The sequence below is a fragment of the Blautia hansenii DSM 20583 genome (assembly GCF_002222595.2).
GTDB lineage: Bacteria > Bacillota > Clostridia > Lachnospirales > Lachnospiraceae > Blautia > Blautia hansenii.
The window spans coordinates 169177-183879 of record NZ_CP022413.2 but is presented as its reverse complement, the minus strand read 5'-3'; the positions used below and the strand labels follow the sequence as shown (position 1 = coordinate 183879).

Below are 14703 nucleotides of genomic sequence, written 5' to 3'. Positions count from 1 at the left end.
AAATCTCAAATACCAAATAATTCTGACAGCTTGTCTTCCTGAATTTTAGAGCCGATAACGCAGATACGTCCTGTGTAATCAGCAGAACCTTCTCTGATATCCGCTTCTCCCGGAACCATATCAAAGTAAATCCACTGTCCATCTTTTCCTTCTACCATACCTTTTGCTCTTAAAATCATACCGTAGCTTTCATCATTAGAAAGTGTATCCAAAATACTCTTGATTTCATCCTGTGAATATATCTTTACAGTTTCCTTACCCCAGCTTGTAAACACCTCGTCTGCATGGTGGTGATGATGGTGTTCATGCTCATGGTGATGGTCATGTCCGCAGCCGCATTCTTCGTGGTCGTGATGATGATGCTCGTGCTCATGGTGATGGTCATATCCGCAACCACATTCTTCGTGATCGTGATGATGATGCTCATGCTCATGATGATGTCCGCCACATACAGGACAAGCTTCTTCTTCCATCAGTTCTTTTTCTAAAGAGCGGTTATTTTCCATAATATCCAAAATTTTCTCTCCCGCTAATTTCTCTACCGGAGTCGTAATTACCGCTGCTTTTTTATTTAAAGAACGAATGATTTCCACTGCTGTCACAATCTTCTCTTCTGTTGCTTTTTCTGTATCTGTACGGCTTAAAATAATTGTTCCCGCATACTCAATCTGATTGCTGAAAAATTCACCGAAGTTTTTCATATACATTTTGCATTTTGTAACATCCACAATAGTTGTAAAGCTGTTTAATTTTATGTCAACTGCGTCTTCTACCTTCTGAACGGCTTTGATTACATCTGAAAGTTTTCCTACTCCTGACGGCTCGATAATAATTCTGTCAGGATGATATTTTTCAATGACTTCTTTTAAAGCCTCGCCAAAATCTCCTACTAAAGAACAACAAATACAACCGGAGTTCATTTCTCGAATTTCAATACCTGCTTCTTTTAAAAAGCCTCCGTCAATACCGATTTCACCGAATTCATTTTCAATAAGAACCACCTGTTCTCCTTTATATGCCTCTGTAAGAAGTTTTTTTATTAAAGTTGTTTTTCCTGCACCGAGAAATCCTGAAAAAATGTCAATTTTTGTCATTACACACATCTCCTCTTCCATAAACTCATATTTACATTTCAAAAGGGGACGAAAGTCCTTCTTCCGCCCCTGTCCCTGCTGGTAAGTATAACACATTTCTCATCAAAAGAGCAAATGTTTTAAACCATATTCCTATATCTGTCTGAAAAAGTCTTCAAATAACTCAATTCTGCAAATTCCCTTTACGCTTCCAATCATTTTCACATTGAAATTTTCATCAATCTGCGTCCACAGCTTTCCTCCCGGCGTGTGTACCATAACATCAGAGTCAATAAGTCCCAGTCTGTATGCTGCCCCTGCTGCTGCACAACTGCAAGTTCCCGAGGACAGCGTATAACCTACACCTCGCTCATAAATTTCAATCTGAATATTGTTTTTATCCAGCACTTTTACAATCTGAGTATTGATACGCTCCGGAAAATAATCTGCCACCTCTGAATATTTTCCGATTGCACAAACCTTTGCCCTTGAAATCTCATCTGTAATAATCACACAGTGAGGATTTCCCACAGACACACAGGTACACGCATATTCTTCCCCTCCAAAATTAAAATACTCATGAAGCGCCTCTCTTTTTGGTCCTGTAAGTCCTATTTTTTCACTGTCAAAGGAGAGCTGTCCCATTGTCATCTGAATTCGAGTACCCTCTCTGTTCAGGAAACGCAGCTTCACTTCTCCCCCTTTTGTGTAGAGAGAAAAGCTTTCGCTTTGTACTTCTTTTATTGTCTTTAAATAATGAGCAAAAATACGGATAGCATTTCCTCCCTGCTCTGCCTCCGAGCCGTCCGCATTGTAAACCTTCACATACATTTTCCCCTCTTTTTTATAAGGGCCTTCTACAATTCCATCTGCTCCAATACCATAATTGCGATTGCAAAGCTTGACAATCTTCTCCTTATCCAGCGCCTCTTGATTTTTATTGCAGTCATAAATAAGATAATCATTTCCCAAACTGTGATATTTATAAAATTCCATATTCTGTTCCTTCTTCCGAAAAAAGTTCTTCTCTAAATATAGTATGCTTGATACTATTAGTGTATCAAACACTTTTGTGTTATAATATCCTTATAGTGTTAAAAACATTGCAAATAATGCTGTTTAAAAGGAGCGCCATGAATACTTATCAAAAAACAGGCTATTTAACCGAAAATTTCCGCTATTTTCATTTACAGACAACCTCCCGACAGGATTTTCATTACCATTACCACGAATTTTATAAAATCCTTTTCTTTTTAAAAGGGGATGTTATCTATCACATCGAAGGACGTGCTTTTCATCTGCTGCCGGGAGATATTGTTTTAATTCCTGCGGAAGAAATTCACTGTCCGCAATTACAAAGTGACACCTGCTATGAAAGACAAATTTTATATCTTTCCTCCACGTTTTTAAAAAGCTTTCAGGATAATGACCTATCTCTGTGCTTTACCAATGCCAGAAAGCGGCAATCTTACGTTATGCGTGTTCCATCTTTGTATCAAAAACATATTTGGGATATTTTGCTGTGTCTGGAAGATGAAATAAAAGAAAATTCTCTTTATGCCGGAAAACTTTATCAGGAAACGCTGGTTTCTCAGCTCCTCATTTTACTTAATCGGGCTGCTTTAAATCAGCAGAGCATTTATCCTGACAACACCTGTCAAAACGAAAAAATTCTTTTCATTTTAGACTATATTAACAAACACCTTTCTGATAATTTAACTATCGACAATTTGTCTGAACGCTTTTTCATCAGCCGTTACCACCTGATGCACCTGTTTAAGGCTTCCACCGGCTATACCGTTGGGAATTATATTACCATTAAACGGCTCTTTTTTGCCAAAGCTCTGATACAGTCCGGAACACCTGTAACAGAAGCCTGTTATTTAAGCGGTTTTCAAAATTATTCTACTTTTTCCAGAGCCTACAAAAAACATTTCCATACCAGTGCGAAAAATCGTGAATTTTCAAATGGGCATAATGGCAATTCTATGGTAGAATAGAAACACATAATGTTTACACAGAAAGAGAGGATTTCACATGTACAGTTTTCAGAATGATTACAGCGAAGGTATGCAGCCTGCTATTCTTCGTGCTTTAGAAACTATAAACTATCATCAAAATCATTCCTACGGGCAGGATATCCACTCTGATGCTGCCAGAGATTATATTCAGGAAGCATTAGAGGACTTTAGTGTCGATATTCATTTTATCGCAGGGGGAACTCTGACAAACCTGACTTTTATTTCTCACATTTTAAAACCGTTTGAGGCAGTAATCAGTGCAGAAACAGGTCATATCAACACCCATGAAACGGGCGCTATTGAAGCCACAGGACACAAGGTATGCCCAGTCCTTACCAAAAACGGGAAACTGACTCCTGACTTAATCCGTCCTGTTCTTGATATGCACGAAAACGAACATTGGGTAGACCCTCGTCTTGTGTATGTTTCCAATCCTACGGAAGTGGGAACTGTTTATACCAAAGAAGAATTAGAAGATTTATATGCTTTCTGTAAACGTCACGACCTGTACTTTTATATAGATGGCGCCCGTCTTGCCGCCGCACTGGCAGCAAAAGAGGAAACACACCTTACTTTCCCCGATTTGCCAAAGCTGTGTGATGCTTTTTACATCGGAGGAACAAAAGTCGGAGCTATGTTTGGAGAAGCTTTAGTTCTTGTAAATGAAAACTTCAAGGAACGTTTCCGTTTCAACATGAAGCAAAAAGGAGCTATTCTGGCAAAGGGCTGGTTCTTAGGTGTTCAATTTGAAGAATTATTTAAAAATAATCTTTATATTGAAGCAGGCGCTCATAGCATTGCCATGATGAAGCCAATAAAAGAAGCTTTTGAGAAAGCCGGTATTCCGCTTTTATGCGAAGCACCTACAAACCAGATTTTCCCTATTTTCCCAAATGCTCTTGCGGATGAAATCAATAAAAAATATCTGACTACCTTCCAGTGTAAACCGGATAAAGACCATACTTGTCTGCGTTTTTGTACTTCATGGGCGACAAACGAAAATGCAGTAAAAGATTTTGTAGAAGATTTTGAAGAAATGTGCAATAGACTTTTATAATCACATTTTTATAATTGGAGTTGTTGCTAATGCAGCAACTCCTCTTTATCTTTTCACCGGCAATTTTTTAATCAATTTTGAAATTTCTTTCTCCCGTTTTCCTTTTGCTATCAGATAGCTTTCTTTATCTTCTGCCTAAGTGCTTTCTGCTTTCATCTTCCCAGCAAGGGCATGGAATTGGCACTTGGGTTACAGAAATCACCCGTGATTTTGCGTTTGAAGAATAAAAACTACATCGTTTAGAGTTGAATGTTTACTCCTTTAATCCACGTGCAGAAAAAGTATATTTAAAAGCCGGATTTAAAAGGGAAGGTATTCGGCGAGATGCCATTATGGATGAAAATAATTATGCCGATGATATTCTCATGGCAATTTTAGAAAGTGATTGGCGTAAAATGAAATGATTTAAGAAGGAACAACCATAAAATATATATTTAAAATATTGAATATGGCTGTCCCTTTCTTTTATTTCTACAACTGAAAAATAATCCCCGCAACTGCTGCCGCTGCAATATAGACCACAGGATGCTTTTTCCACTTACAAATGGCAAAATACAATACCACTGCTAAAATTCCTCTCTCCACGCACTGTATTACACTGCCGCCAAAGAAAGTTTCTGTTGCCACTCCTACGCCTGCTGCAATAATCAGGCCTGTGGATGCCGGTCTCAAACCGTAAAATATCTTCTGTACCAGCTTAGAGTCTTTAAATTTCTCTAACATCCTGCTGATAATTAAAATCACAATAATAGATGGCAACACCAGCCCCAACGTTGCAATCACTGCACCCAAAACGCCTTTTACAGAAAATCCTACATAAGTGGACATATTCACACCCATAGCTCCCGGTGTAGACTCAGAAATTGCAATCATGTTTCCAATATCTGCTGCTGTAAACCAACCAGTTTTTTCAGAAATTGCATATAAAAATGGAATAGTCGCCATACCACCACCCACTGCAAAGAGTCCGGTTTTGGCAAATTCATAAAAAAGTCTTAAGTAAATCATTTCTTTTCCCCCTGCATCTTCTGAATATTCTTAATGGAAATTCCGGCAACTGCTGCCAGCACTACCAAAATAACCGGGGATAAAGAAGTGAACACACTTAATAATGTAATCACAACACAGATTACGGCACACCACTTATCAATTACAGACTTTTTACCTAATTTGATAACTGCATCTAAAATCAGAGCACATACACAGGCACGAATTCCGTTAAAAGCATGCGCTACATAAGAAATATGTGCAAAATTCTGAAGAAATGCCGCAATAATTGTAATAATCACAAGAGACGGAAATACAAAACCAAAAGTTGCTGTAAAACCTCCGGCAATTCCTTTTCTCTTATATCCGATAAAAGTGGAAGTATTTACTGCAATAATACCGGGTGTGCATTGACCTATTGCATAGTAATCCATAACCTCTGCCTCAGTTGCCCACTGCCTTTTCTCCACGATTTCTCTTTGGATAATCGGAAGCATGGCATAACCGCCCCCAAAAGTCACGGCTCCCATTTTTGCAAAAATCCAAAAAAGCTCTGCCAGTTCCTTCAAATTTCTTTCCTCCTAGCTTCAAAATTTAACACATATAAAATTAACACAATTTTTTTGCCTTGTATAGCCTAAGAATAAAAATGAATATTCCGGCAAAGCTTTTCAATCTTTTATTTCAATTTCCAAATATCTTTATTATACTGTTCAATAGTTCTGTCAGATGAGAAAAATCCTGCTTTTGCAGTATTTACAAGTACCTTTTTATTCCATTCCTCCTGATTTTCATAATCCTGATATACCTTTTCTTTGGTTTCAATATATTCTTTAGTATCGAGAAGTGTCATAAACCAGTCTTTACCTACTAGTTCTTTATGAAGTCGTTTCAGATTTTTTTCATCACCGATAGCAAGCATTTCTTTGCCCACAATAAAATCTACCAACTTATGAATAAGTTCATCCTCTTCATAAATATCTTTTGAGCAATATCCCTTTTCTTCATATAAATCAATAACCTGCTGTGGTTTCTTTCCGAAAATGTAAATATTTTCATCACCTACCAAGTCTCGGATTTCTACATTTGCGCCATCCTCTGTACCTAAGGTTAATGCACCATTAAGCATAAACTTCATATTCCCTGTACCGGAAGCCTCCTTTGATGCCAGAGAAATCTGTTCTGAAATATCTGCTGCCGGAATAATCTTTGCAGCTTTAGAAACATTATAATTTTCAATCATCAAAACTCTAAAGTACGGACGTACTTCCTCATCGTTTTCAATCAACTCCTGCAAACACAAAATTAAATGAATAATATCTTTTGCAATAACATAAGCCGGTGCTGCTTTTGCACCAAAAATCATGGTAATCGGTGTCTTTGGTTTATTTCCTGCTTTAATATCCAAATACTTATAAATGGCATATAAAGCATTCATCTGCTGACGTTTATACTCATGAAGTCTCTTGACCTGAACGTCCATAATAGAATTTTCATTGATTTCAACGTCCTGTGTTTCCTGAAGGAATTTCTTAAATTCCAACTTCTTTTCTCGTTTAATCTCTGCCAGTTTATGGAAAACTGCCTGATTATCTGCAAAATCCATAAGCTTTTCCAGTTGACTTGCATCCTGTTTAAACCCACTTCCGATTAATTCTTCAATATATGCACTTAACTGCCTATTGCAGTGTAAAAGCCAACGACGAAATGTAATTCCGTTTGTTTTATTATTGAATTTTTCGGGATAAATATCATAAAAATTTTTCAGTTCCTGATTTTTCAAAATATCCGTATGCAGCGCAGCAACACCGTTTACAGAAAAACCATAGTGAATATCCATGTGAGCCATGTGCACCCTGTCTTCATCATCAATAATATATACAGATTTGTCTTTATACTTTCTGCGAACTCTCTTATCCAGTTCTTTTATAATCGGAATAAGCTGAGGAACTACTTCCTCTAAATATTCTATCGGCCATTTTTCAAGAGCTTCTGCTAAAATCGTATGGTTCGTATATGCACAGGTCTTCGTAACTGTTTCCACTGCTTCATCCATAGAAAATCCTTTTTTTAGAAGCAAGCGAATAATCTCAGGAATAACCATAGACGGATGTGTATCATTAATCTGAATTACGACATGCTCCCACAACTTGTGCAAATCATAGCCTTTGTCTTCACATTCTTTTAAAATAAACTGTGCGCCACCGCTTACCATGAAATACTGCTGATAAATACGCAGTTTACGTCCTGCTTCGTCAGAGTCATCCGGATAAAGGAAAAGCGTAATATTCTTTTTGATTTCTTCTTTATCAAAATCAATACTGTCTTCTCCTACTATGGTTTCATCTACGGTCTCTGCGTCAAATAAGTGTAAACGACTGCATCCTGACTGGTATCCCGGTACATCAATATCGTACAACACTGCGTTCAAAGAAAAATCTTTAAAATCAACTTTAAAACATTCCGGCTGCTTTGTAAGCCAGCTTTCTTTGGTAATCCATGGATTTTTAAGTTCTTTTTGTTTTAATTTTTCAAATTTCTGTTGAAATAATCCAAAATGATAGTTTAATCCAATTCCATCTCCCGGAAGTCCCAATGTGGCAATAGAGTCCAAGAAACAAGCAGCTAATCTTCCCAAGCCTCCGTTTCCTAAAGAAGGTTCACATTCCAACTCTTCTATTTCGCAAAGCTCATGTCCATGTTTTCTTAAAATCTGCTCTGCTTCTTCATATAATCCCAAGTTTATTAAATTATTAGATAAGAGCTTTCCTATTAAAAATTCTGCGGAAATATAATACAGCTTTTTTTCTCCTTCGTTTCTCGGAAGTTTTCCATTTGCTTCCTTCGTTAGCAGAAGTAATGCTTCAAAAATTTCTTCCTTGCTGCAATTATCCAGATTTTTGTTAAATTTCTCTTTTAATAATATTTGCAATTTTTCTTCCACGTCATTTCTCCTCTATTTCTGCTTATTTTACACTCTCATGGCAAGAGCTGAAAGCTGTTGACTCTCTTTCTAAAAGTTCTCCCTCAAAAACCAACTGTCTGGGAACTTCCTTTCCTTTTATCATATCAAACAGCAGCTCTGCCGTTGCTTTCGCAATTTTCTCCACAGGCTGACGTATGGTTGTAATACTCGGAATATAAAATTCTCCTGCCTCCATACCGTCAAACCCTGCCACGGAACATTCATCAGGAACAGAAATTCCGGCTTCTTTTAAAGCTCTGCATGCGCCAATCGCCAAAGTATCCGAGGTAGCATATAAAGCTGTAAAATCGGTCTTTTTTAAAAGTTCCTTTGTCAGCTTATATCCTGTCTGAAAAGAATATCGGTCTTTTTTCGCATCCATATAACCAATCAATTCTTCCTGAACAGGTATTTTTTTATCCTTTAATGCCTGTGCATATCCCATAAGACGAAGCTTTCCAATACTCTCGTCCTCTTTAGGTGCTGTCAAAATCGCAATCCTTTCATGCCCTAATTGAAGGAGATATTCTGTCATTTTATAGCTCTCTTTAAAATCATCTACGGATACGGCAGCATACTGCTCACAATTTTCTCCTGCTGTTCGAATGGTACTGAGCACATAAGGTACTTCAAGCTGCTCCATCTTTTCTTTTGGGTGCGAAAAACTTCCCCCCAGAAAAATTAATCCCTGAAGCTTTTTTTCCTTAATAATATGCAGCGCAATGTCCAGCTCATCCTCCTGCTCCTCTACATGCTGTAAAATACAGCTATAATTCTTCTTTTGGCACTCTCTTTCCAAACCGCTTACAATATCACTGAAAAAAGTATTCCCAATTCCCTTTACCAGTACAGCAATGGCTTTTGACTGTATTCTTTTTAAATTTCTGGCGCTGTTGTTCGGTACGTAATTAAATTCTTCAATAGTTTTCATAATCAGCTCTTTTGTCTTAGGATTGATATCCGGATGATTGTTCATTGCTCTTGATACTGTACTTACGCCAACACCGCATTTTTTTGCAATATCCTTAATCGTCATGTTTCCCATCTTTATGCCCTTCTCAGGAAATCCTTCCATAAAGTTTTGTCATATCATACATTTTTTCTAATATATCTTCCTGTAACTGTCCCCGTTTTAATCTCCATTTCCAATTATATCCCAAAGTAGAAGGCTTATTAATTCTGGCCTCTGTTCCAAGCCCCAAATAATCCTGAACAGGAATAACCGCTAAATCCGCTACCGATGCCATTGCAAGACGAATAAAATCCCAAGGAAGTTCTTCGGCAACAGACTTTTCATTATTCATATATCTTTGAGCAAAAGCTCTGTCCTCTGGCGCCATTTCTTCCAGCCATCCCAAAATGGTATCGTTATCATGTGTTCCTGTATAAACAACACAATTTTTATTATAATTATGTGGAAGATAATCACTTTCTTCCCTTGAGTCAAAAGCAAACTGAAGTACTTTCATTCCCGGATAGCCGGTATCCTGCAATAGCTTTAGTACACTGTCAGTTAAGTACCCTAAATCTTCTGCAATAATGTTTACATCACCAAGTGCCTGCTTTACTGCACGGAATAAGTCAATCCCCGGTCCCTTCTGCCATGCACCGAACTCGGCAGTCTCATTTCCGTAAGGAATTGCATAATATTCATCAAAACCTCTGAAATGGTCTACACGTACCACGTCATAAAGTTTAAAGCAATATTTTAAACGCTGTATCCACCACGCAAACCCCGTAGAAGCATGATATTCCCAATTATACAAAGGATTTCCCCACAGTTGTCCCGTTGCTGAAAAAGCATCCGGCGGACAGCCGGCAACTGCTGTGGGTTCTGAATTTTCATCAAATTGGAAAAGCTCAGGATTTGCCCACGCATCTGCACTGTCAAAAGCAACATAAATGGGAATATCTCCAATAATAGAAATCCCTCTCTCATTAGCAAATGCTTTCAGCTTCTGCCACTGCTTTGTAAACTCATACTGCTGAAAACGAATAAACTGCACTTCATCTGCCAATTCCTGCTTTTTCTGTTCTAACGCCTTTGCATCTCTGCATTTTAAACGCTCTTCCCACTGACTCCAGCTAATACCGTCAAGGCTGTTTTTAATTGCCATATAAAGGCTGTAATCTTCAAGCCAAAATTCATTTTCCTTTACAAAATCATAAAAATCCTCATCTGCCTCAAAACGTGCAAAAGCTTTTCTTAAAATAGAAAAACGCTGGTAATAAATTTTTTCATAATCAATATAAGAAGGATTATCTCCAAAATCACACGCATCACATTCCTCTTTTGTCAAAAGACCATCCTCTATCAATGTTTCTAAATCTATATAATAAGGATTTCCTGCATAAGTAGAAAAAGATTGATATGGTGAGTCCCCATACCCCGTAGGACCTAACGGCAAAATCTGCCAATATTTTTGTCCTCCTGTCTTTAACTGTTCCACAAATTCATAAGCTTCCTTTGAAAAACTGCCAATTCCATAAGCTGAAGGCAGTGATGAAATCGGAAGCAGCACTCCGCTCGCTCTCATTTTTCTTTCTCCTTATATTCCTGTTCTTTCTCATGCGTTTCCGGTAACGATATCGGTAACGTTTCCAATACTTTGTAAAAATACAATAGCATATTTTTCCCTAAAATGCAAGAAGAAACAAATTTTATTATGATAATATGATAAACTGTGATATAATAAAAAAAAAGAAAATTTTTAAATAATGTTGAAAAGTCTTATAGAGCAAGGAGGTATCGCAATGAAAAAAGCAACAAAAATTTTAATAGCTGCAACTCTTTCCCTAGCTGCCCTTTCTTCTATTATCTATACAGAAAAAAACACAAAACTTAATACCACAGACGTTATAGACATTCGTAGCACTGAAAACTCAAATGTAACCTTCAGTGAGCCAATGAGTTTCTCAGAAATGGTAACGCATTACGCTGAAGCAGCCGAGATATCCTACGATAAAGCTCTCAAATTATTTCCTGAAGAAAGCGCTGACAGCGACACATCTTCCAAATGCCATCGAATATTAAATATACCTCTTGATGTGACTGCTACTTATAAGCCTCAGCTGGAATTATACTGTGAAACAAGTGAGTCGGGACATTATTGGGGATTATCCAATATATACCTTGTAAATATGGAAAAAAATCACGATGGTTCTTCAAAACAGTTTTCAGGCGATGTGGATATGTGGTTTAGAAATGGATATGAGCTTGAATATATCGTGAATGGAGATTTTTACAACAATGGTACAATGACCATGTCTGATAATACAGATTTAGATTTTACAGAAGACAATTATGCACATATTTCATTTATGACATCTTCTTCTATTATGCCGGTTCACTACCAATATTGCTATGACCACCAAACACTGACTTTTCAAAATTAGCAGATTAAAATCTATATTTTTAAAAGCTGCATCGTAAAGAGGAATATCTGATATGAAAAAGTTTACAGCATTTAACCATAAAATTTCTGTCTATTTTGTTCGCATAACAGCATGGATAACTTTTTTTGTAACCGCTTATATACTTTTATCAACTTCAAACTTATGGTATGACTGCCCTGCTCTAAGTTTAACCTGTGTTCTTTCCACGTGTTTTGTAGATTTTAAAATAGACTACGCCAATATGTCCCCTTTGAAAAATTCTATCCTTTTTATGCTCAAATGGACTGTTCTTATTTTAGGTGCTTTCCTAATATATAAAACAGCCTCTTACTTTCCATTTAAGCTGTAACTCTACGGAAAGATGGTCTTTTTTATTTCTGGAAATGTATAGTTTTTTACATTTCCAGAAATTTTAAAATTCCTCGCTTTAACAGTTCTGAACACGGCACTGCCGAGAGGAGGAAAAGAAACATAAAAATAAAATCTATTATTGAAAGTGTTCCTATGGGCAGTGAAAACTGAGATACGATGATGGAATACAAGAACCAATAAACTTTATAATACACAAGCAAACTAATAAGAAAGAGCACTGTATATATCTTTCTTTTATTTACAGAAATAAATTCTTTCACTTTAACTCCCCTCTCTCAATTCCATATACGTATTATACATAAAATCGCTGTTTACAAAATGACCCTTTTCTTACATATATGGCTTTATCCTAAACACTGTCTGCTCTCCGATTTTTTTACTCTCCAGCTCAAATAAATTCTCTTTCGTCGCAAATAAATTTTTAGGATTTCTTCCTATAATTAAATACTGATTTTTATCATCTAAAGAAATATACTTTCTTATATCGTCATCTAATAAAATGTCTGCATTATCAATAACAATCAGTTTCCCTTTGGTACGGACAATTATCTCTTTTATATTTTTCTGATAATCATAATTATCCATACACAAAATTTTAGAATTGAGCGCCATACACTCTCTAATAAATGAGAAGGTTGCTGTCTTTCCTGTTCCGGAGTCCCCCATTAAAATCGTTATGTTGTTTGTAAATGTAAAGTCTACTACAAACGAGGTGTGCACTGTTGAAAAATGCTTCATCACAATCGGTTTACTTTTCATTTTCCCACCACTCCTTTAACTCCTCATAATCTTCAATTACTTTACATTCGCTTGTCTGAACCTTTACATGTTCCATATTAAAAGGAATTATTGCATAATCACTATACACATATCCTTGCTCAAAGCTATACAATATTTCTAAGGCATTATTTCCACATTCTTTTAAGCAAAACACCTTGTCCGGAAAATACAACACATTCAATACTGTTTTACACCCCGTGGAAAGTTGATCTGTATTCAATGTAATATCTTCAAATCGTGAGCGAATTTTATATTTACTAAGAAACTCCGAGCAATCTATCATTTTAATATATTTTGCTGCCCTCTCATCTAATTTAGCTGCCGTGTTTTGATTAAAAAATATGTCATTCAGTTCTATATATTCTTTATCCTGAGGTATATCCTTCTTGTTCTTAAAAATCGTTATCATGCCACTACCTCCAATCCAACCTTAGGAAACTGTGTTTTCAATGAACTTCCTGCATAAATCCGTTTCATTTTCTCAACCACAGATAGTTTGCTATTATCTAATCCACAGATGTCATCTTCCTGTCGCTTCTCCCATTCGCAACAAGACCTTATCCAACATTCTCCAAGAACCCCTTTTGACACTTCAAACCCGGTATTTCTCGTCAAATCAAACAGAAGCCTTGCTGTTAATTGCTCAATATTATGTTCTTCAATATTTTTATCATATTTCACAATTTCTTGAATTTCCTTATAATCAAGATTATCATTCTGTAAAGCTTGCACAAGTTTATGTCTTGCCTCAATCATTCCAGCTCTTTTTTCCAAAAATTCATCTTCCGAAGCATAAATCCACTCAATTAGTTCTTTAAATTCTAAAAGAATATACTCAAAACAAATTATATCCAACAGAAAAACATTTTTCTTCTCATCTGCATATTTTTTTTAATATTTCTGTTCCATCACAATCTGCAAATTATCAAAAGAATTATCAAAAACAATGATGTACTTATTCTCTGCATCCTGTAATGCTTTAACTGCCTTCACTAATTCACTATTGTTCTTTTTGCTTTCAACGATTACATCCGGACAAAGTTGTTCCATGAAACTTATCCCAAATGTATAACTTGCTTTTCCTTTTCTGTCTTCTATCCATAAATACGTTTTAGCCATGACTAGTTCACCTGCTTTCTGCACTCTATTTTAACTGATTTCCACCTATAGCACAAGGAAATGAGCAAAAAGAAAAAGCCGCATTTCTGCGACCTTTCTTAATCATTCTATGCAAGTTATTTAAAAAATCCTGCTATAAAATCCCTATCAATCTCTATCGTTTCTTCTGTTTACAATAGTCAACAGTCTTAAAAGCTGCGTCAGTGACACAGCAAGCGCCGCCACATAAGTAAGCGCTGCCGCTGTCAGCACCTTTCTGGAGCCTGCGATTTCCGTATCCGTCAGAATATTACATCCCTCAATAGCACGAAGGGCTCGTCTGCTGGCATCAAATTCCGTAGGCAATGTCAAAAGCTGAAACAGTGTAGACAAGCCAAAGCACGCCACTCCCAAATAGGCAAGCTCACCCATTGCAGAACCTGTTCCTGCAAATAAAAGCCCTACTAAAATCAAAGGCATGGCAAGCTTTGAGCCCAGATTGGTAATGGGTATAATGGCATTTCTAAGCTTAATAGGTACATATCCCTGCGCATGCTGAATTGCATGTCCTGCCTCATGCGCCGCTACTCCGATTGCAGCCGTAGAGGTTTGGGAATATACACTGTCAGAAAGCCGGATAACATTACTTCTCGGATCATAATGGTCTGTGAGATTTCCTGCCACTCTTTCAATCCTCACATTATACAAGCCATGTGCATCCAATACTGCTCTGGCTGCATCCCGTCCTGTCATATTCCGCAGGGAATACTGTGAGGAATATTTCCGGAAGGTACTGTTCACTTTAGAACTTGCCCACATGGCAAAAAGCACTGCGGGTAGAACATACGCAATATACGTATAATCAATATACATTTTTTTCATCTCCTATAAAATCAGTACTAACAGTATATTCCCCACACCTATTCTTATACAAGAAACAAAGCATAAATTAAT

At 36.9% G+C, this 14703-nt stretch carries 17 protein-coding genes; 5 read left to right on the top strand and 12 right to left on the bottom strand.

The window, feature by feature from the left end; all coding sequences use genetic code 11:
- Window positions 1-5: 5 nt before the first annotated feature.
- On the bottom strand, window positions 6-1094 hold the full coding sequence (locus CGC63_RS00900) for a GTP-binding protein (RefSeq protein WP_009247538.1): 1089 nt from the start codon (window positions 1092-1094) through the stop codon (window positions 6-8).
- A gap of 132 nt (window positions 1095-1226) precedes the next feature.
- Window positions 1227-2069 (bottom strand): diaminopimelate epimerase, encoded by an 843-nt coding sequence (gene dapF, locus CGC63_RS00895; RefSeq protein WP_022239654.1) that lies wholly within the window; start codon window positions 2067-2069, stop codon window positions 1227-1229.
- A gap of 137 nt (window positions 2070-2206) precedes the next feature.
- Between dapF and CGC63_RS00890 the strand changes: the two genes are divergently transcribed.
- The 3 genes from CGC63_RS00890 to CGC63_RS00875 all read left to right on the top strand — a co-directional run bounded on the left by CGC63_RS00890 (window position 2207) and on the right by CGC63_RS00875 (window position 4555).
- The gene (locus CGC63_RS00890; RefSeq protein ID WP_022239655.1) at window positions 2207-3073 is read left to right on the top strand and encodes a helix-turn-helix transcriptional regulator; all 867 of its coding nucleotides are present in this window, start codon (window positions 2207-2209) and stop codon (window positions 3071-3073) included.
- 37 nt (window positions 3074-3110) lie between these two features.
- A complete protein-coding gene (locus CGC63_RS00885) occupies window positions 3111-4151 on the top strand; it encodes a threonine aldolase family protein (RefSeq protein ID WP_004223904.1) in 1041 nt (346 codons plus the stop codon).
- A gap of 245 nt (window positions 4152-4396) precedes the next feature.
- Window positions 4397-4555, top strand: coding sequence for a GNAT family N-acetyltransferase (locus tag CGC63_RS00875; RefSeq protein ID WP_004223910.1), 159 nt, complete (start codon window positions 4397-4399; stop codon window positions 4553-4555).
- A gap of 67 nt (window positions 4556-4622) precedes the next feature.
- On the opposite strand, the gene CGC63_RS00870 is transcribed toward CGC63_RS00875, so the two are convergent.
- The 5 genes from CGC63_RS00870 to malQ form a co-directional block, all read right to left on the bottom strand.
- Window positions 4623-5159 (bottom strand): chromate transporter, encoded by a 537-nt coding sequence (locus CGC63_RS00870; RefSeq protein ID WP_004223913.1) that lies wholly within the window; start codon window positions 5157-5159, stop codon window positions 4623-4625.
- Complete coding sequence (locus CGC63_RS00865; RefSeq protein ID WP_004223917.1) at window positions 5156-5707, bottom strand: chromate transporter; 552 nt, start codon at window positions 5705-5707, stop codon at window positions 5156-5158. Before CGC63_RS00865 ends, CGC63_RS00870 begins: the two co-directional genes overlap by 4 nt.
- 110 nt (window positions 5708-5817) lie before the next feature.
- Entirely contained in the window at window positions 5818-8082 is a 2265-nt protein-coding gene (locus CGC63_RS00860; RefSeq protein WP_004223919.1) for a glycogen/starch/alpha-glucan phosphorylase, read from the bottom strand.
- 22 nt (window positions 8083-8104) lie between these two features.
- A complete protein-coding gene (locus tag CGC63_RS00855; RefSeq protein ID WP_009247545.1) occupies window positions 8105-9148 on the bottom strand; it encodes a LacI family DNA-binding transcriptional regulator in 1044 nt (347 codons plus the stop codon).
- 13 nt (window positions 9149-9161) lie between these two features.
- Window positions 9162-10640, bottom strand: a complete 1479-nt coding sequence (malQ, locus tag CGC63_RS00850) for a 4-alpha-glucanotransferase (RefSeq protein WP_004223924.1) — start codon at window positions 10638-10640, stop codon at window positions 9162-9164.
- Between the two features lie 217 nt (window positions 10641-10857).
- Here malQ and CGC63_RS00845 point away from each other — a divergent pair, with 217 nt between their 5' ends.
- Together CGC63_RS00845 and CGC63_RS00840 are read left to right on the top strand one after the other, a co-directional pair.
- Entirely contained in the window at window positions 10858-11499 is a 642-nt protein-coding gene (locus CGC63_RS00845) for a hypothetical protein (protein WP_154965434.1), read from the top strand.
- Window positions 11500-11551: 52 nt separating this feature from the next.
- Complete coding sequence (locus tag CGC63_RS00840; protein ID WP_009247547.1) at window positions 11552-11848, top strand: hypothetical protein; 297 nt, start codon at window positions 11552-11554, stop codon at window positions 11846-11848.
- 353 nt (window positions 11849-12201) lie between these two features.
- Here the strand turns inward: CGC63_RS00840 and CGC63_RS00830 are convergent, their stop codons facing one another.
- The 5 genes from CGC63_RS00830 to CGC63_RS00815 all read right to left on the bottom strand — a co-directional run bounded on the left by CGC63_RS00830 (window position 12202) and on the right by CGC63_RS00815 (window position 14622).
- Window positions 12202-12630, bottom strand: a complete 429-nt coding sequence (locus CGC63_RS00830) for a hypothetical protein (protein ID WP_004223932.1) — start codon at window positions 12628-12630, stop codon at window positions 12202-12204.
- On the bottom strand, window positions 12620-13060 hold the full coding sequence (locus CGC63_RS00825; protein WP_004223937.1) for a DUF4869 domain-containing protein: 441 nt from the start codon (window positions 13058-13060) through the stop codon (window positions 12620-12622). Before CGC63_RS00825 ends, CGC63_RS00830 begins: the two co-directional genes overlap by 11 nt.
- Window positions 13057-13506, bottom strand: a complete 450-nt coding sequence (locus tag CGC63_RS15575; protein WP_004223938.1) for a hypothetical protein — start codon at window positions 13504-13506, stop codon at window positions 13057-13059. Before CGC63_RS15575 ends, CGC63_RS00825 begins: the two co-directional genes overlap by 4 nt.
- 36 nt (window positions 13507-13542) lie before the next feature.
- Window positions 13543-13770, bottom strand: coding sequence for a hypothetical protein (locus tag CGC63_RS15570; protein WP_022239663.1), 228 nt, complete (start codon window positions 13768-13770; stop codon window positions 13543-13545).
- 147 nt (window positions 13771-13917) lie between these two features.
- On the bottom strand, window positions 13918-14622 hold the full coding sequence (locus CGC63_RS00815) for a zinc metallopeptidase (protein WP_040351287.1): 705 nt from the start codon (window positions 14620-14622) through the stop codon (window positions 13918-13920).
- Window positions 14623-14703: the final 81 nt, after the last annotated feature.